Annotated in this window: 13 protein-coding genes; 10 read left to right on the top strand and 3 right to left on the bottom strand. The window is 34.8% G+C overall.

Annotated features, from left to right (window positions below):
* Positions 1-306: 306 nt before the first annotated feature.
* Positions 307-2,130 carry an oligoendopeptidase F gene (pepF, locus tag AC6CHR_RS02715; RefSeq protein WP_498247186.1) on the top strand — a complete coding sequence of 608 codons (1,824 nt, stop codon included), beginning with the start codon at positions 307-309 and terminating at the stop codon, positions 2,128-2,130.
* Positions 2,131-2,261: 131 nt separating this feature from the next.
* Here pepF and AC6CHR_RS02720 read toward each other — a convergent pair whose 3' ends face one another.
* Positions 2,262-2,405 carry a hypothetical protein gene (locus tag AC6CHR_RS02720; RefSeq protein WP_498247187.1) on the bottom strand — a complete coding sequence of 48 codons (144 nt, stop codon included), beginning with the start codon at positions 2,403-2,405 and terminating at the stop codon, positions 2,262-2,264.
* 963 nt (positions 2,406-3,368) lie between these two features.
* Between AC6CHR_RS02720 and AC6CHR_RS02725 the strand changes: the two genes are divergently transcribed.
* From AC6CHR_RS02725 to AC6CHR_RS02765, 9 genes are all read left to right on the top strand, one after another.
* Positions 3,369-4,919, top strand: a complete 1,551-nt coding sequence (locus tag AC6CHR_RS02725) for a response regulator transcription factor (protein ID WP_498246943.1) — start codon at positions 3,369-3,371, stop codon at positions 4,917-4,919.
* Between the two features lie 13 nt (positions 4,920-4,932).
* A complete protein-coding gene (locus AC6CHR_RS02730) occupies positions 4,933-6,702 on the top strand; it encodes a cache domain-containing sensor histidine kinase (protein ID WP_498246944.1) in 1,770 nt (589 codons plus the stop codon).
* A gap of 386 nt (positions 6,703-7,088) precedes the next feature.
* Entirely contained in the window at positions 7,089-8,378 is a 1,290-nt protein-coding gene (locus AC6CHR_RS02735; protein WP_498246945.1) for an ABC transporter substrate-binding protein, read from the top strand.
* A 214-nt stretch (positions 8,379-8,592) separates the two neighbouring features.
* Positions 8,593-9,441 carry a carbohydrate ABC transporter permease gene (locus AC6CHR_RS02740; RefSeq protein ID WP_498247188.1) on the top strand — a complete coding sequence of 283 codons (849 nt, stop codon included), beginning with the start codon at positions 8,593-8,595 and terminating at the stop codon, positions 9,439-9,441.
* Complete coding sequence (locus AC6CHR_RS02745; protein WP_498246946.1) at positions 9,438-10,262, top strand: carbohydrate ABC transporter permease; 825 nt, start codon at positions 9,438-9,440, stop codon at positions 10,260-10,262. The genes AC6CHR_RS02740 and AC6CHR_RS02745 overlap by 4 nt, the downstream gene beginning before the upstream one ends.
* A gap of 45 nt (positions 10,263-10,307) precedes the next feature.
* The gene (gene lacZ / locus AC6CHR_RS02750; protein WP_498246947.1) at positions 10,308-13,343 is read left to right on the top strand and encodes a beta-galactosidase, LacZ type; all 3,036 of its coding nucleotides are present in this window, start codon (positions 10,308-10,310) and stop codon (positions 13,341-13,343) included.
* Positions 13,344-13,758: 415 nt separating this feature from the next.
* Complete coding sequence (locus AC6CHR_RS02755; RefSeq protein WP_498246948.1) at positions 13,759-16,959, top strand: glycoside hydrolase; 3,201 nt, start codon at positions 13,759-13,761, stop codon at positions 16,957-16,959.
* A gap of 432 nt (positions 16,960-17,391) precedes the next feature.
* Positions 17,392-17,829, top strand: coding sequence for an NUDIX domain-containing protein (locus tag AC6CHR_RS02760; protein WP_498246949.1), 438 nt, complete (start codon positions 17,392-17,394; stop codon positions 17,827-17,829).
* A 76-nt stretch (positions 17,830-17,905) separates the two neighbouring features.
* Positions 17,906-18,820 carry a Gfo/Idh/MocA family protein gene (locus tag AC6CHR_RS02765; RefSeq protein ID WP_498246950.1) on the top strand — a complete coding sequence of 305 codons (915 nt, stop codon included), beginning with the start codon at positions 17,906-17,908 and terminating at the stop codon, positions 18,818-18,820.
* A 134-nt stretch (positions 18,821-18,954) separates the two neighbouring features.
* Here the strand turns inward: AC6CHR_RS02765 and AC6CHR_RS02770 are convergent, their stop codons facing one another.
* A complete protein-coding gene (locus AC6CHR_RS02770) occupies positions 18,955-19,833 on the bottom strand; it encodes a ClpXP adapter SpxH family protein (RefSeq protein ID WP_498247189.1) in 879 nt (292 codons plus the stop codon).
* Entirely contained in the window at positions 19,820-20,254 is a 435-nt protein-coding gene (locus AC6CHR_RS02775; protein ID WP_498246951.1) for a globin domain-containing protein, read from the bottom strand. Before AC6CHR_RS02775 ends, AC6CHR_RS02770 begins: the two co-directional genes overlap by 14 nt.
* Between the last annotated feature and the right edge of the window lie 293 nt (positions 20,255-20,547).

Genomic DNA, 20,547 nt, shown 5'->3' on the forward strand with positions numbered 1-20,547 from the left:
AGGTGATCATATGTTTAATAAGAAACCTAATTCATTTCTTTTTGCTGCTACTATAATAGGTGCAGCAACTTCCTATTTGACAAAAGATAGCGTACGGGGAGAAGATAGAGATTATATAGTAGATTCATACTCGTCTTTAAAATCCATCCTTTATGACCGAAATGAACTCTAATCAGTATGAGGACAATTAGTACATGGAGGATGAATATGAAGTACAGTCAAAAGCTACTATTAATCATTTTAGTTACATTTAGTTCAATGAACACTAGCTCTGCGTCTGCAGTAAATTCTAAAGGGGGAAATGCAATGTCAGAACAAACAACCGTAAAAAAACAACCTTCTAGAAATGAAATTAAGCAAGAGGATACTTGGAGATTAGAGGATATCTTTGCAACCGATGAATCATGGAATAAAGAATATGAAGAAGTAAAAGAATCTTTGCCAAAGCTTGCAGAATTTAAAGGGAAACTTGGAGAAAGCGCCGATACTTTATATCATGCACTAACATACCAGGATCAAGTAATGGAACGTCTTGGCAAACTTTATACATATGCACACATGAGATATGATCAAGACACAACAAATTCTTCATACCAAGCATTAAACGATCGGGCATCGAACTTATATACTCAAGCCTCAAGCATAAGTTCATTCATTGTTCCAGAGTTATTATCTGTTGATGAAGCGAAAATTAAGCAGTTCTTAAATGAAAAGGAAGAGCTAAAACTCTATGAGCATTCACTCGATGAAATCAATCGCCAGCGTCCACATGTGTTATCTGCAGAACAAGAGGAATTGTTAGCCCAAGCATCAGAGGTATTAGGTTCTTCAAGTAATACATTTGGAATGTTAAATAATGCGGACCTTACGTTTCCAACAATAAAAGATGAAAATGGTGAAGAAGTAGAGATTACCCATGGCCGGTATATTCGGTTCCTAGAAAGCGAAGATCGTAAGGTGCGTGAGGATGCTTTTAAAGCAGTCTATAACACATATGGAGGCTTTAAAAATACGTTTGCAAGTACATTGAGTGGGACAGTAAAAAAAGATAACTTTAGCGCAAAGGTACGAAACTATGAATCAGCACGACAAGCAGCTTTAAGTAGCGATAATATCCCAGAGTCTGTTTATGATAACTTAATAAGTACTGTTCATAAGCATTTGGATTTATTACAACGATATGTAAAGCTTCGTAAAGAGGTACTAGAGCTTGATGAAGTCCACATGTATGATTTGTATACACCATTAATTAAAGATGTCAAAATGGAAGTAACCTACGATGAAGCAAAGGATTATTTATTAAAAGGTCTCGAGCCATTGGGTGAAGAATATCAATCGATTCTAAAAGAAGGTTTTGAAAATCGCTGGGTAGATATCCATGAGAACAAAGGGAAACGCAGTGGCGCCTATTCATCAGGTACTTACGGAACAAATCCTTATATTTTGATGAACTGGCAGGATAATGTGAATAATCTATTTACGCTTGCACATGAGTTCGGACACTCTGTACACAGCTACTATACACGTGAAAATCAACCATATCCATATGGTAACTATTCCATTTTTGTCGCAGAGGTTGCATCAACTTGTAATGAGGCATTATTAAATCATTACTTACTCGAAACAATCGATGATGAGAAAAAGCGTCTATTTTTACTGAATCATTTCTTAGAAGGATTTAGAGGAACTGTTTTCCGCCAAACAATGTTTGCTGAATTCGAACATATAATTCACGAAAAGGCACAAAGTGGAGTGCCATTAACTCCTGAGGAATTAACAAAAACATATTATGATTTAAATAAGCAATACTTTGGTGATGATATTGTAGTTGATGAAGAAATCGGCTTAGAATGGTCGAGAATACCCCATTTTTATTACAATTATTATGTATACCAATACGCTACAGGCTACAGTGCAGCAACTGCACTTAGTAATCAAATTCTTTCAGAAGGTCAACCAGCAGTGGATCGTTATCTCGAGTTTTTAAAAGCAGGTAGCTCAGACTATCCAATCGAAGTGCTTAAAAAAGCTGGTGTTGATATGACATCATCAGATCCAATTGAAGAAGCTTGTAAAGTATTTGAAGAAAAGTTAAATGAAATGGAAGAACTACTTTCGAAAGTAAAATAGCGAAGGAAGGGCAATCGGTGATTAAACTTCCGATTGTCCTTTTTTAGGAAAATGAAAAATCGCCTACTACTGACATTAAGAAGTAGGCAAGAATACAATATGCTTCAAACCATTTGTTTAATTGATAGATACTAAAAGCCTTTAAATGTTTTACGATGATTAATGAGATAGAGAGTGATAAAAATGGCTACAAATAATAAAGGTGAAGTAATATATATAGGTATTAAATCCATAAATCCTAATAGATTCACAAATATCAAGATAATTGTTGTCATACTACCTGTAATAATCCACTTCATTAAAAAAGTCCTCCTCTTTTTCTACTTACTATTTTATATGTGTTATGAGGTCCTTTTATCCCCGGAACTTACCAATTCTTATCTTATAGAAGAAAGAATATATTAAGTATCTCTTTGTGACATTTCTGTGAAATGATATTCTTTGACTTGTCATAACTCGACAATATTTGATATGATAGAGATGTGAAATTAATCACAAACAAACATTTACCCCTTTGTTTGACCGTGAAAAATTTCTCCCATCCCCTTTGTTGTCGTTAAGACATATAGAAGAGATCCTATACTTATGTATAGGATCTTTTTGTTTAAGTGGAAAATTGTAAGCCCACTTATAGGTTGTTAAACTTATGATTGCGTAAAGACCGGTTTATCTAAAATGAATGAAAATAAAGGAACTGAAATAAATATCTGCTGAATAATCAAAAAAATAAATTTAGTGACCTTGACAGAAATAAATTTATATAGAAGATAGTGATAAAGTTTATGTGATTATAAAAGACCTGGACAATTAAAAAAATAAACAGTAGAATTTTTAAAAGGTATGAATGAAAGATTATTGCAGAATACATCAATTCATTTGAAAATATCTATTATTACCCAAAAATGGCACCGTATTTCGTTTATTAATAAGGCTCTTTTCTAAAAGCTTGTTGCTCAAGTACGAAGAAAAATCGGCTTTGGATTTTTATGATCTAAATTGAAGCTGTGTCCATAGGGATATCAGAGTAATTAAGCGAAAAGAGCACGAAGATATACTTAAAACGTGTACATTAGTACTTTGTACGGAAAACAACAATCTTTACGAAAACAGCCATTAATAAAGAAAGACAAGAGCATGTAAATTATCATATAAATAAAAAAGGATAAGATTTTGAAGAAATGATAGAATGGACAGCTTATTAGACAAAATAAGAATATTACCTAATTGGGGGGATCTTGTTGGCAATTCGGGAACTATGCAGAACACTTATTGTAGACGATGAAATGTTAATAAGACAGGGAATTAAGCATTATATTAATTGGGAGGAAGAAGGTTTTCAAATTATTGGTGAGGCTTCAAATGGTCAAGAAGCACTTAAACTAATAGAAATAACGAAACCGCATATCATTCTTACAGATATAGTCATGCCGATTATGGGTGGGGAAGAATTAACGAGAATTGTGAAGACTAAGTATCCACATATAGAGATTATTATCCTGAGTAGTTTTGGTGAATTTGAATATGTGCGTTCAACATTTCAGAGTGGGGTTGTAGATTATATACTAAAACCTAAGCTAAACTCACAGGAGTTGTTAAATGTTTTGAAAAAAGCAGTTAACAGAATTCCTTTCTTTCATTTAAAGGAAAACAAGCAGGATATGAACCTTTCTGTAACACATATTATTGACAAAATGATATCTGGCTACGAGGTTAATTATGATGCTCAAATCATCTCAACGGTTTTTCCTTTTAATTCTTACTGTTTACTTGGGATTGATTGTAGCGAACCTACGCCTTCGGGACCGGAAGAATTGAAAAGCTATATAAAGGAAAAAGTTGAATTCGCACTTAGCACGAAATTAGAAAATATAGTTTATCATTCTTTTCCTTCTGGGCAAAATGTAATCGCATTCATAATAAATATGAACCAGAACAAACTTCCTGATGTCATAGAATGTATGACTGACATAGCTAATTTAAACACCAAAGCAGGATTTGCACTGAGTAATCAATTTAGTGATTTTTCAAAAGTTGGGACAGTATTCAAAGAATGTTTATTAAAACTACTACAATATCGGTTTTATTTTCCCAATAAATCAATTTTATTACAGGAAGATTTACCTAAAGAAGAATCTAATTGTGACACTTTTAATTTAGATTGGTTTACATCTGAAATAAAGCACGAGCGCTTTGATTCGGCATTCAGCTATTTAAAGGATCATACAGACTTAATGTCTACATGTTTTAATACCGAAGTATTTGAGTATAAATCCTTTTTTGGGAATATTATTTTTAATATAACAGTCCTTTTGGGGAATATGGAATACGACGTTAAAGAACTTGAGGAGTCCAAGTATTCTTATTTTAAAATGATCGAGGAATCAACTTCTGCTGAAGAAGTCGTTAAAAATTTGAAGCATTTTATTACTGAAATCATTGAATGTATATCAAACAAAAGAAATCAGAACGGAAATTTGAATATGATGAAGCTTTTAGAATATATTGAAAAGCATTATTCAGAACAACTAACTCTTACAGGTTTAGCAAATCATTTTCATTTTAATCCTTCCTATCTATCAAGCTATTTTGCAACACATAATAAGGAGGGATTTATTGAATATTTGAATAAAATTAGGGTGGAAGAAGCATCAAAATTGTTGGTTAAGAGTACAGCAACCATTTCTGAAATCAGTGCAACGGTGGGATACTCCGATCATAGTTACTTTTGTAAAGTTTATAAAAAAATAAAAGGACTATCACCTAGTCAATATCGGAGAAAAATGAGATGAAGATGGGAGAAAAATGAAAATCGTACGTGATCACTTTAAACATAATAGCTTATTCATTATTATGTTTCTTATCACTGTTATAAGTATTATTGCTGTTTCAATCATAATAACATGGACAACCATTCGAATGTCAGAACAATTTTTCATAGGAAAGTTTAGCATTATGAATGCAAAGGTGATAAATCAGATACAGGAAAATTTTGAAACTTACAACTATTCTATCGTAAGATCATCAAATCATCTTTTACAGAGTGAGACTCTGAAAACAATACTCACTGAAAAGCCATCCAATGCTCAGAAAATGCAATCATTTTATAAGATGAATCAATTAATGAAGAAAAACAAATCAAATTTAGAATCTTTTCATGTGAGTATTATCGTTACAGGTTCTAATGGTATTAACTACGCAACAGATCGAAGGTATTGGCCGATCTCTGATAACGAATTGAAAAAAAGCAAGATGACTAAAGATACATTAACAGAACCAAAAAAATTGATGTATCATTATGACATTCGTGAAGAGTTATCGGAAACGACAAATAGTGGAAATTTCATAGTAGCATCTAAACCGTTGATGGAAAGAAAGACTACCACCAATTATGGATATATGTATTTTTCTGTAAATGAAACTGTTTTTCGGAAGTCTTACGAAAGCTTTACAAGCTATGGGAATGACGTTTTTATCTTAGATAGATCTGGAAATATTGTGTCAAGCAATAGGGAAAAGTTTATTGGGAAAAAAGAAAAGGAATTTTTAAATATCGCTGCTGACTTAGAAAATGGATCTGAGGAATACGTTATTAGGAAATTTATGGGGAAAGACCATATTTTCTTTGTAGAATATCTGCCTTCTTTTGATATGTACCTTTTTAACGTTATCGACAAGCAGACTGCTGTTGGTGGCTTGATTAATAAAAAGGAACTTATTATGATTTTCATTGGTATTATCGTCATTTCTCTTATTATTGTATTTTTTGTATCAAAGAGATTGACGAATTCATTATCAAAATTGGTAAAGGAAATTTCAAATGCATCCAAACACGATTTTGACGAATACGTTTCTGTTACTGGAACTTATGAAACAAGACAAATCGGCATTGCCTTTAACTCTATGCTTGTAGAACTACAGGCTTATGTAGAGAAACTTATGGACTCTCAGAAGCAGAAACGTACAGCAGAACTTGCTGCCCTACAGCAACAAATTAATCCACATTTCTTATATAATACACTAACATCAATAAAGTTTATGGTACAACAAGGAAATAAGGAAGATACAGAAGATACAATTAATGCTTTTATTTCATTGCTGCAAAACACGATTGGAAATGTCAACGAAACAATTACTGTTAAGTTGGAAATTGAAAATCTAAAAAATTATGTATTGATCAATCAAAAACGGTATGGTAATCGAATTAATGTGAATTATTTTATTGCTCCAGATTGTTTGGAGTATCAGATTCCCAAACTCATTTTGCAGCCCTTTATGGAAAATTCATTTTTTCATGGGTTTATTCGGAAGTATCAAGGCTATATAAATATTTTGGTTTGGAAGGAAAACGATGTTTTGATTTGTGAGATAGTAGATAATGGTGATGGAATAGAAATATCCAATGATAGCAAACTACCAAACACCAATCGAAAACAGGAGCATTTTACTGGAATCGGAATACGTAATGTACAAGAACGTATTCAACTGTTATATGGAGAATCTTATGGAGTGAAAATATCTAGTGATATAGGAGAAGGAACAAAGGTGCGGATCTCAGTACCGATAATAAAATAACTTGGTTATATATTCTGTAGTTTCAGTCGCAAAAAGGGCAATTCCCCTTTTCTTATGAAGAGGCTGTCTCAAATCAAAGGCTCACAATCATTATACTCGATAGAGAAAAATACTATGCATGAAGTTCTATAGTATTGGAGTTGATGGAGGAGGAGACTTTTGTGAGACTGCCTCTTTGTATTGGTTTTACTTGGATTCATATAAAAATAATGTAAGAATCTAAAAATAGTACAAACGCATTAAATGAAAACGTATTCAATTTATAAAAATAAAACAAATTTAGAGAAATATCGTCCTAAGTGGAAGCAGTAGACAAATGATAGAATGATAAATGTAAGAAAGTTAACGCTTACAAAGGTGAAACAAACATACTTGGGGGGATATCGATGAAAAAAGTACTTTTCCTATTAATGGTCAGCATTCTGTTGTTGACTGCATGTTCTTCTGGGGCAAATAATACAGACCAATCAGAAGATACGAAAGATAAAAATAATATAACTGTCTGGGCATGGGATCCAAATTTTAACGTTAAAGCAATAGAAATGGCGAAAGAGGTTTATCAGACTGAGAAATCAGATGTTGAGATTAACATTATTGAAAATGCTCAAGATGATATTATTCAAAAACTAAACACGAGTTTAAGCTCAGGTACGACAAAGGGTCTTCCAAATATTGTTTTGATTGAAGATTACCGTGCTCAGAGTTTTTTACAAGCATATCCAGATGCATTTCATGAGCTAACAGATTCATTTAATGCAGAGGACTTTGCTCCTTACAAAATGACCACTACCAGTTTAGATGGTAAGAACTATGGTTTACCATTCGATACAGGAGTAGCTGGACTATATGTCAGAACAGATTATTTAGAACAAACAGGTTACTCAGTAGAGGATTTAAAAAATGCTGACTGGGATAAATACATTGAAATTGGTAAGAAGGTTAAAGAAGTAACAGGCAAACAAATGCTAACGCTTGATCCAAATGATCTAGGTCAAATTCGTATGATGATTCAATCTAGTGGATCTTGGTACTTAAAAGAAGACGGAGTTACACCGAATTTAGCTGACAATGAATCTCTTAAGAAGGCATTTGAAGTATACAAAGGACTTTTAGACTCTGATATCGTTAAGCCAGTATCTGATTGGAGTCAATTCTTAGCAGCATTCAACAGCGGAGAAGTAGCTTCTCTTCCAACAGGTAACTGGATTACTCCTTCAATTAAGGCTGAAGCATCCCAATCTGGAAAGTGGGCAGTGGTTCCTTTTCCTAAACTTCCAGGTATAGAAAGCTCAGTTAACGCTACAAACTTGGGTGGTAGTTCATGGTATGTATTAGATGTACCAGGAAAAGAAAATGCAGTTGATTTCCTGACTAAAACGTTTGGATCAAATGCAGATTTATATCAGGATTTAGTTACTGAAATTGGTGCAATTGGTACTTATATGCCTGCAACTGAAGGTGAAGCATATAAGGCAACTGATGAATTCTTTGGAGGACAAGCAATTGTTGCTGATTTCTCTGAATGGACAAAACAAATTCCACAAGTAAACTATGGTCTGCACACTTATGCGATTGAGGATATATTAGTTGTTGAGATGCAAAATTATCTTAAAGGTAAAGACATTGACCAAGTGCTAAAAGATGCACAGAGTCAAGCAGAAGCACAAATTAAATAACTAAAACTATTTAGCTTCAGGCAGAAACGAAGTCTTTTAGAACATAAGCCTCAGGAACTATTCGCCTTCTCCAATTGGAGCATCAGAAATATTAAGCGAAAAGTTCCGAGGCATTTTTATATAAAAGGTAAGGAGTTGGAATAAAGTGTTTACAGCAAAAACAACCCCGTCTATTTCAACAACTAAAACTAATAGAATTTTTACAAAAAACGTAATGATTGGCTGGTCCTTTGTAGCAGTTGCAACTTTAATGATTTTCTTGTTTTATTTCTACCCAATGATTCAAGCACTAATAATGTCTTTTAAATCTGGAGCGGGAACGAATTTAACATTTACAGGCATTGAAAATTACGCCCGTTTATTTAAAGATCCGACGTTTATAACGGCTGTTAAGAATACGGTTATCTATCTAGTCGTTCAGGTACCTGTTATGATCTTGCTTGCGTTATTTTTATCGGTTTTGTTAAGTGATAAAAAATTGAAATTTAAAGGACTTTTTCGTACTGCGATATTTTTACCTTGTGTAACATCACTTGTTGCCTATTCGGTGATTTTTAAATATTTATTTGGATCCGACGGTATTATTAACATGATGCTGCTGAATATTTCACTTATTTCAGAGCCTATTCAATGGCTTACTGACCCTTTTTGGGCAAAAATAACGATAATAATTGCTATTACATGGCGTTGGACAGGCTACAACATGATTTTCTATTTATCTGCATTACAAAATATCGATCAATCAATATACGAAGCAGCTAAAATAGATGGAGCATCATCAGTTCAACAATTTTTCAAAATAACGATACCAATGTTGAAGCCAATTATTCTGTTCACATCAATAACTTCAACAATCGGTACTCTTCAGCTGTTTGATGAGGTTATGAATATTACACAGGGAGGACCAGGTAATTCAACTCTTACCATTTCACAGTATATTTATAATCTATCATTTAAATATACGCCAGATTTTGGTTATGCGGCTACCGTCTCTTATGCGATTGTCATAATGATTGTTATCTTCTCAATTATCCAGTTTAAAGTGGCAGGTGAAGAAAAATGATTTATATTAAACGTTTTTTTAGCTATGGCGTATTAACAGTTGCTACAATTATTTCAGTGTTCCCATTTTTATGGATGATCGTAAGTGCTACAAATAAATCAGTAGATGTAACGAAAGGCAGACTATTGCCGGGAAATCATTTAATTGATAATTTCACTAATCTAGTGAATACAGTCAATCTCGTACCTGCATTACTTAATTCAGCGAAAATTTCTATCACAACAACTGTACTGTCGTTACTAATTGCATCGTTGGCAGGCTATGGATTTGAAATTTTTAAGAGTAAATCAAAAGATATCGTGTTCAATATATTGCTAGTATCGATGATGATTCCTTTTGCAGCCTTGATGGTCCCTTTATTCCGAATGTTTGGGTCTATTTCACAAATGATGCCCTTTATAGGAATTGATACACTAACAGCGGCAGTTTTACCGTCCCTTACAACAGCATTTCTCATTTTCTTCTTTCGTCAAAGCACGAAGATGTTCCCAAAGGAAATTCTTGAAGCTGGAAGGATTGATGGATTAAGCGAGTTAGGTGTCTTTTTTAGAATTTATGTTCCGACAATGAAAACTACTTATGCAGCAGCGGCAATCATTACGTTCATGGCTAGCTGGAATAATTATTTGTGGCCTCTAGTTGTTTTGCAATCCCCAGAAAATCAAACAATACCGTTGCTCATATCAACTCTCGGATCAAGTTATTCACCTGATTTTGGAGTCATTATGACGGCTATTGTTATTGCGACTTTACCTGCAGCACTAATTTTCTTCATCATGCAAAAACATTTTGTTGCTGGCATGATGGGTTCAGTAAAATAGATTAGATTATGAGTTTAAAAAGAATTTGATAGGATGGTGTAAGGGATGACAATAACTCCAGAAATTAACTGGCTTACCGATTTAGAAATGTTTGCAGTAAATCGAATGCCAGCACATTCAGATCACACATATTATGAAACAAAGGCTGAGGCTCTTAACGCCTCACAAATGAATATGAGATTTGATTTGAACGGGAATTGGAAATTTTCCTATTCAATAAACCCACTCAACCGCCCAGAGAATTTTTATAAACATGATTTCGATTGCTCAGGTTGGGGGAATATTACAGTCCCTGGACATATTCAGCTACAGGGTTATGGAAAACCACAATATGTAAATACGATGTACCCTTGGGACGGGCATAATGAGATTCGCCCACCAGAAATTCCAACTGATAATAATCCTGTTGGGAGCTATGTGAAGTTTTTTGATGTACCAGAGAATATGCAAGACAAACCAGTGTATATTTCCTTTCAAGGTGTCGAGTCTGCCTTCTATATATGGTTAAATGGTGAGTTTGTTGGCTATAGTGAGGATTCATTTACACCAGCAGAATTTGAGTTAACTCCTTTTCTAACAGAAGGGGAAAATAAATTAGCAGTTGAGGTCTATCAACGTAGTACTGGTAGCTGGCTAGAGGACCAAGACTTTTGGAGGTTTTCTGGGATTTTCCGAGATGTATATCTTTATACCGTTCCAGAAATCCATGTCTATGATTTGCTAGTCCGAGCAGAATTAGATTCATCATATACTTTAGGAACAATTACGACAGATCTTACGTTTTTATCTCTTTTACCTAACAGATCAAAAATTGTAGCAGGATTATTTGATGCTCAAGGTCAGTTAGTTTTGACTGAAAAACTTGAAACAAGCGGAGAAAATTGTAGGTTATCAATGGAGGTAGGTGCACCAAAACGCTGGAGTGCAGAGAATCCTTACTTATATAAATTAGTGATACAAGTATTCAACGAATCTGGTCATCTCGTAGAAGTCATTCCTCAAAAAGTCGGTTTTAGAAGATTCGAGCTGATAGATAAGGTCATGCGCATAAATGGTGAAAGAATTGTGTTCAAAGGTGTGAACCGACATGAATTTAATTACCGAACTGGACGGACAATCACCAAGGAAGATATGCTTTTGGATATTAAAATACTGAAGCAAAATAATATTAATGCAGTACGTACATCCCATTATCCGAACCAAAGTTATTGGTATGAGCTATGTGATGAGTATGGGATCTATGTCATCGACGAAATGAACTTAGAAACACATGGATCATGGCAAAAAATGGGTGCGGTTGAACCCTCATGGAATATTCCTGGGAATAAGCTGGAATGGCAGGATATTGTCATGGACCGTGCGATTTCCATGTTTGAAAGGGACAAAAACCATCCTTCTATTCTCATCTGGTCCTGTGGAAATGAATCCTTTGCAGGAGAAGTCATCCTAAACGTCTCAAAATACTTTAAGTCGGTTGATTCGAGTCGTCTTGTTCACTATGAGGGAGTATTCCATAATCGAGACTACAACGAAACAAGCGATATGGAGAGTCGGATGTATGCAAAACCAGCAGATATTGAGAATTATTTAACTGATAATCCGGATAAGCCATACATCAGCTGTGAATATATGCATGCAATGGGTAATTCTCTTGGTGGTATGGATAAATATACCGAACTAGAGGATAAATACCCAATGTATCAAGGTGGTTTTATTTGGGACTACATTGATCAATCTTTAATTAAAAAGAATCGTTATGGCAAGGAATTTTTAGCCTATGGAGGTGATTTTGGTGATCGTCCAACAGATTATGGATTTTGTACAAATGGAATTGTATATGCGGATAGAGAGTTATCACCTAAAATGCAAGAAGTAAAATATCTATATCAGAATGTGAAGCTTGTTTCAGATCAATCAGGTGTAACAATTATCAATGATAGCCTATTTACTAGTACAGCAAATTATAATTTGGTAACGATTCTTTACCTAGAAGGAAAGGAAATATACCGAAGTAAAGTAAATGTGGCTGTAGCACCTCAAAGGAAAGAACACGTTGATTTTGCATGGCCAGCAGGAATCATAGATAAAGCTGGTGAGTACTGTATTCAGACGTCATTAAAGTTAAAGGAAAAAACACGTTGGGCAGATGCAGGCCATGAAATTGCTTTTGGCCAATTTGTATTTGAAGAAACAAAACAACAAACAGAAATTATCCAAAACGGAGAGTTAAGAGTAGTAAATGGTGATGTAAATATAGGTGTACACGGTAAGGATTTTATGATTATGTTCTCGAAGCAGGTCGGAAGCTTAATATCGTTAAATTATGCAGGGAAAGAAATGATCGAGATGCCTCCAGCACCTTTATTCTGGAGGGCTACAACAGATAATGATAAGGGCTATTCACAAAGCTATCATTCTGGCTGCTGGTTAACTGCTAGTCTTGCGCGAAAATGTATTAATATTGATGTAGAGGAAGGAAATAATTTTGTGCGTGTAGGCTTTACCTATGAATTTTCGATAGATAGGGAGATTAAAGTTAAAAATGATTACATGATTTCAATAGATGGAAGTGTACGAGTGAAATCAATTTATCATGGGGTAGAGAATCTTCCACAAATGCCTATTTTTGCTGTTTCTTTCAAGGTTCCAGCCGATTACCACGAACTGGAATGGTATGCGCTAGGTCCTGATGAGAATTATTCTGACCGCTCAAAGGGAGCTAGACTCGGAATCTTTAAAAATCAAGTAGCTGACAATTTATCCGGATATTTGATGCCACAGGAATCAGGAAACAGGACAGGCGTACGTTGGGTAAACCTAACAGACAAGGAAGGCCAAGGCATAAGAATTACTTCGTCTGGGGATTCACTAGAATGCAATTTTTCACCATACACGGCATTTGAGCTTGAGAATGCACAGCATCATTACGAGCTTCCGAATATACACTATACCGTTGTTACCGTCGCGGGAAAACAAATGGGTATTGGTGGAGATGATAGTTGGGGTGCACCAGTTCATAATGAGCACCTAGTTCAATCGAACAAGGATATGGAATTCGAATTTGTCATTAATAGGATCTAAATGGATTTAAATAAAGAAGGATAACAATTAATTAAAGGGGAAGAGCCTGTTAGTAACAGGTTCTACCTTGTTTTTTTAAAGTAGCATGTAGGAATACATAGGTTTTATTCAAAAAAGGATAGACGTTATGAATATCCATTAATGTGATAAATATCTTTTTTTGTGACCTGATGAGTTATTTTCCTAAACGTACTAATTTGAATAATTAATACGTTTATTTGGAAGCGCTTACTAATTTTTAGGGGGTGGTTGATTCAATAAAAAATTAAGATGTTTTGGGGTAATAGAAATCTAACTTAATTGATGAACAAAGGTATTAATGACTTTTGAGGTCATAGACGAATTCTATCACCTTTTTTAAGTCAACTCGTGTAAGTAGGGATTTTAATAGAATATCGAGAGGAGAAATTAATTTATGTTGCAAAATTTGTTAATAAAAAGGTATTCACTCTATTGTTTAATCATACTTCTTTTAACAGGGAGTATTTTACCTGTTTCACCTACACTAACCAACGCAGAAGAAGGTGCCATTGAAGTGAATACGGATTCAGAATCAATAAAATTAGATCCTAGCTATCAACATGAACCATTTGATGGTTGGGGAACAGCACTTGTTTGGTTTGCAAATATAACAGGTGGTTGGCCGGAAGAAATAAGAAATGAGCTTGCCGATGATCTCTTCGGTGAAGACGGACTGAATTTTAATATTGCTCGTTATAATATTGGTGGCGGTGACTCACCAGAGACGGAGCCATATATGCGTTTAGGTGGAGCAGTTCCGGGATATTGGAATCGACCTGCTGAATTTGGTCCTCCAGAAGGAAACATAGATGAATGGACAGAGCATGAAAATTGGTGGGACCCTGAAAATTCTGAGCATTGGAATTGGGAGGCTGATGCTAACCAACGTTGGTGGGTTAGTGCTGCTAAAGCTAGAGGGGCTGATACATTTGAGGCATTTTCAAATTCACCTCCGTATTTTATGACGCAAAGTGGATATGTATCCGGTAACTGGAATTCTTGGGATGACAATCTTAAACCAGATCAATTTGAAAATTTTGCAACATATTTAACGACAGTAGTAGACCACTTACAAAAGGATATGAACATTGAATTCAATACCCTTTCACCAGTGAATGAGCCAAATACTGGGTATTGGGGAGCAAAGGGCAGACAGGAAGGGGCAAATTGGTCACCTGCATCACAAGCTAAAATTATTAATGAAGTAAAAAAGCAAATGGATGAAAAAGGTCTTAATACAGTTATATCTGCAATGGACGAAACAAACCCACAAAAATTCAGACAAGATTGGGAGCAATATAATAACGAGACAAGAAACAACATTGGACAGTTAAACGTGCATACTTATGGTCCAACACAGCAGATTGGTGCAAGAGATATCGCTAAGGGGGCAGGGAAAAAATTATGGATGTCTGAGGTGGACCTTAGTACAGGTGATGGTCAAAATCATGAAGATATAAGACCAGGTCTTTCATTATCTCAGCGAATAACAACTGATATACAGCAATTAGAATCGGAAGCATGGTTGCTCTGGCAGGCAATTGAAGACGAAGTAAATATGAGTCCAGAGCATGAAAATGGCAACTGGGGACTTATTCAAGTTGATATGGATCCAGCTGATTTCGAAAAAGTAAAAATTCATAAGAATAAAAAGTATTATGCAATGGGTAATTACAGTAAATTTATTCGACCAGGCGATCAAGTCATTAATTCAAATAACAGTAACACTTTATCCGCAATAAACAAGGAAAAAGAATCGCTTGTAGTGGTCTATACGAATTCCACCACTGTAGAGAAAGCAATCAACTTTGATTTGTCGGGATTTGAGTCAGTTAATGAGAGTGCAAAAGCAATACCATATGTTACATCAGCTACAGAAAATTTAGCTGAAAAATCCAAGTTGTCGGTTACTGATAAAAAGCTCTCTGCCGTAGTTCAACCACAATCAATTACGACCTTTGTTGTAACTGGTGTATCTGGTGTGAATAAAGACAACCTTTTCCTGGATAGTGATGAGGAATATAAATTCATCAATAAAAACAGTGGAAAAGTGCTTGATATTGGACAAAGTGAAAATTCAATTGTTCAAAATAGCAATATTCGGGATGAGGAAAGTCAAAACTGGAGTATTCAAAAACTGACAGATGGTTATAGCACAAAAGAAAGTTATCGAATTGTAAACACTGATAGTGGTAGTGTACTTGGTGTTGAAAATGATTCAGTTGTTCTTCAAACCATTGAAAATTCACCAACTCAAAAATGGATGATGTCATCTTACGGGAATGGAGAATACACATTTATAAACGTTCAAAGCGGAAATCTAATAGAAGTAGGCGGTGAATCAAAGGAAGAGGGGGCTAACGTTGGTGTATGGAAGCCGACAACAGGTAACAACCAGGTTTGGAAACTAGTAAAAGCAGGAATTACGAAAGTTGAGCCAATTAATGTTGTTGTTACGAAGAAAAAGACAGCTCCAGAATTACCTAATGTTGTAACGACAATTTATGGTGATGGTGAGACGGTTCAGAAAAAGGTAGATTGGGATGAAATTAATCCTGATTTATACTCAAAAGAAAATACCTTCAAAGTAGAAGGGACGGTTGATGGAACAAAGATTAAGGCTATCGCGACAATAACAGTAAGTAAAATAAATAGTATTGAACCTATAAAAATAAAAACAACTCCTGGTATGGCACCTACATTACCTAGTGAAGTAACAGCAAAACTAGAAATTGGTACATCTGGAAAAGTAGCAGTTAATTGGAAGGGAATCGACCCAAATCAGTATGCAGAATTAGGAAAGTTCACAGTAAAAGGAAGTATTTCGAAGAGTCCAATCAAAGCAATTGCCAATATACAAATAACAGAACCAGGAATACAAAATTTAGCATTGAAGCCTTCTGGATTAGTAAAGGAGTATCCTAAAGTAAGCGCCTCCTTCACAGGGCAATATGATAGTACATCAAATGTCAACGATGGTATCATCTCTAGTGCGAGATGGACGAACTGGGATCCAAATAACTGGAGAGAAGAAGATTGGGTTGCCATAGAATTTGATAAAATCGAAACCGTTTCACAAGTTAAATTACATTTTTATGATGACAATGGTGGCACAAGACCTGCTGCCTCTTTACATCTTGAATATTTGGATGGAACTGAATGGAAAGAAATTGAAGGTACTCAAACAGATGTTCAAAACAAGGAACTTTCAATTGATTTCACTCCAATTGAAACAACGAATATTCGAGCAGTAATGAAAGCAATGGAAGGGGCTTGTATAGCAATTTCAGAAATGGAAGTATTAGGGCTTGGTGAAAATCCTATTCCAAGTCAAAGTAGTGATGCGTCTTTAGAAAATATTATGATTAATAGGAAACAATTAAAAGGATTTGATAGCGACACCTTAACTTACAGTGTGGAATTAAAGAAGAATGAACGAGAAATTCCTGCTATAGTTGTTGTAACAAATGATTTATTTGCATCCTTTCAAATTGCAAAACCATCTTCACTACCAGGTGAGGCTGTTATTACTGTATTATCAGAAGATGGAAAGAATAAGAAGAAATATACAATAAAATTTACAGAAAAAAATTAAGAATATAGAATGAAAATTTTTAAAAAAATGTACAACTATTTATTATGAAGAAGTGCTTTAATTACAAATAGGGAACGTACTTTTGAGATATTTTCCTAAAATTATGTAAGTAAGTAGAGTTAAGTCTCGTTAGGAAGATGTTATTATTTTTAATAACATCAATTAGCGTGGTACTGTGGATAATAGTTGAACTCTCGCCTCTTTATTCATTTAAAGGGGTGGGAGTTTTTTATTTGAAAGTGAATGGTGTTTTAAATCTTAGGAATCATGAAGTTATTACAATCGACTTTTCATCTCCTAATATATAGGTAATCTAAGATATATCATATGTGATGATGGTTAATAGATCAATGAGATCAAACTTTATACTAAAGGAGGTTTATAAACATGTATAATATAGAAATAAGAATATATTTAAAGGGAGAAAAATAAGTGGAAAAGACATCTATATATCCTGCAATTGCCGTTTTGATTTTTGATCAAGACGGTAAGGTATTATTACAAAAGCGTTCTGATGTATTGAAGTGGGGGGTTCCTTCAGGTCATGTAGAACCAGGAGAAACAATTGAACAAGCAGCAATCAGGGAGGTTTATGAAGAAACGGGACTAAGGATAAAAGTAGCACGGCTAATTGGAGTCTATTCTGATCCAGAATCACAGGTATTTCTTTATCCTGATGGAAGAAATATCCACTTTATCACAAGCTATTTCTTAGCAACCGTTACAGGAGGAGTGCTAAAGGCAGATTTGGTTGAATCAATGGAAGTGGCCTTTTTCTCGCCACAATCATTACCTGTTGATTTACTAACGATGAATCCTAACTGGTTAAAAGATGGACTTGCAAATCAACAGGCAGCTTTTATTAGATAATTCTTCACAAAAGTATAAATTGTATTTCGTATATTGTTAGAAATGAAACTAAATCAAATGATAAGGGCTGATTAATATGAGGAACCCACGAATTGGAATGGTAGGATTGGGTGGTATCGCTCAAAAGGCTTACTTGCCGATTCTGACAAAAGAAACGGATTGGTCATTTATAGGAGCCTACTCACCGAATAAGGAGAACAGGAAAGCAATTTGTAATCAATATCGCATTCAAGACTATAATAGCCTTCTTTCACTTGCTGAAGATTGTGATGCGATGTTTGTACATAGTTCTACTGAGTCGCACTATGAAATTATTAGTGAACTATTAAATAGAGGATTAGACATTTATGTAGATAAACCTCTAGCTGCAACGGTTACTGAAGCAGAGCAATTAGTGGAGCTAGGGATTAAGCGGGGAAGAAAGTTGATGGTTGGTTTCAATCGTCGATTTTCCCCAATGTACATAGAAGCAAAGGCAATGATCAATGATTCGGCATGGGTGCATGTTGAAAAACATCGTACTGACAGTGTTGGTCCACATTCTTATGAATTTACCATGTTGGATGATTATCTCCATTTAGTAGATACGGCTAGATGGCTAGTGGATGGAGATTTGAACGTACAGTATAAGAATATCCAAGTTAATAAGGAAAAGCAGCTGGTATCAGCGCAACATGTGTATGAAACACCTTCTAAGATAACAATGAACACAGCTATGCATAGAAAAGCAGGTACGAATTTAGAACAAATCGAATTGGTTACAGAAGGTGCAATCGTACGGGTTAAAAACATGAACATTTTTGAAGTAGAACAAAATAATACGATCACAACAAAAATCCCTGGATCGTGGGAAACAGTTTTGAAACAACGTGGATTTGTTGATGCTGTACAGCATTTTATCGTTTGTCTTCATAATGGAGAACAACCGCTTGTTGATGGTATGGAGGGATTAAAGTCTCAACAGCTTGTTAGTGAATTGACTAGGATGTAAAGCGATTGTGATCAAAAAGTCTAGGTTTAGTTTAACAATAAAATATGTTACTAGTTAAGAAATCTTATCTGTAAATTTTAAAAGGGAGACTCTATTTATGAGTCTCCCTTTAATCGATAAAAATCTATTTTAAATCAACCAAGGTATCTCCAGAAGGTTCCATGTTTAGCCTGAACTCTTTCAACATTCTGAGAAAGGACGAGCTTTTTTAATTCTTTTTCTACCTCGGTCATTGTCAAATTATAAACGGCCGCAACCTCAGCAGTGGCAACAAATTTATAATGTTGTAAAAAGATTTTTAACGGAGGTACATGAGACGGTTTTATACCGATACGACCGACCATTTCGAGTAATACATTAACATATAAATCATATGAATAAATGCCCGTGATTTTTACGCCTTCTTCTTCGACATTGCCACTGAAAAAAGCGAGTGTTGGAATTTCTTGTACATCCATCTCAGCTGTAATTTTTAAATCACATTGTAGTGCTTTTGCGGGACTTTGTGAGTGGAGATCCTGTTTAAATTCATCTACATCTAGTCCAACCTCTTCGGCAATTTGGATTAACTTTTTTTCATCAGACACATTTTGACTTTCAATGAATAATAACTCCTGTAATTTTCGTAAATAACGGAGGCCAGCTCTTCTACCTTGAAGTTCAGCTGCTTTAATTGCAAGTGATGCAGAATATGGGGTTGATAATATATTCTTCATCCAAACATCTCCGTCACATGACATGCCAGTACGACAAGCAGTTTTCTCCCATGCCTGTGCTAATTTTTCAGGGCTTTTTCTCTTGGAAACATTCATAGTTGCTAGGCGTCCACTGATAATATGCTTTAAAGTGAAAAGACGACCATACTCAATTTGAAGCTTTTTAATAATCGGCTCTAATGCCCAACATTCTGGACACAAAGGATCGACAAACATATAAATTTCTAAAGGTTTATCAGGATGCCCATTACACTGCGAGAAAAAGAGAGAAGAGTTCTTTTCCTCACGATTGTTCATCATAATTAGTAACCTCTTTCTGTTCGTTGTCATTTTCCGCATGATCTTCTGAGTTAACCATATGATGTGCTGTAAGTTGAAGGCGATGAAGAAGGAAATCCCTTAGTTCACCTTCAAGTCCAACTTCTTTCATCGCTGCCTTCATGCAAGCGATCCATGCTTCAGCACGTGTAGGTGTGATTTGAAAAGGAAGATGTCTAGCTCTTAACATAGGATGTCCATGTTCTTCGCTATAAACTTGTGGTCCTCCTAGGTACTGTGTAAGAAATTGTTTTTGCTTTCGAGCAGTTTCAGTTAAGTCATCGGGGAAAATTGGATTTAATAAAGGATGCTTCTGGACTTTTTCATAAAAGCAATCAACAAGGTGCGAAAGAGTTTCTTCCCCTATCGCATCATATGGTGTTAAGTTTTGTTCAGTCATGTTGATAACTCCTTTAAAGTTTTGCTTTTTATCGATCTATAAAGAGATTTAATGAGTGCATCTAAGAAATTGTATGTTATCACAATGTTTGTTGTTTTTCGTACAAAGCTTTACTTTCTAAATTGTTTGAAATAGTCGTTATATTAAAGGACATAAATAATAATATATGTTTATTTTAACAAGCACTATGATTTATCTCAAACAAATAGCTTGGAGTATTTCCTAACATAGTCCTATTATATGTTAAAGAGAGGCATGTATGAGCGATAAAGCTATACGAAGTCTGCTATTAT

It is taken from the genome of Metabacillus sp. GQ13 (assembly GCF_059758525.1).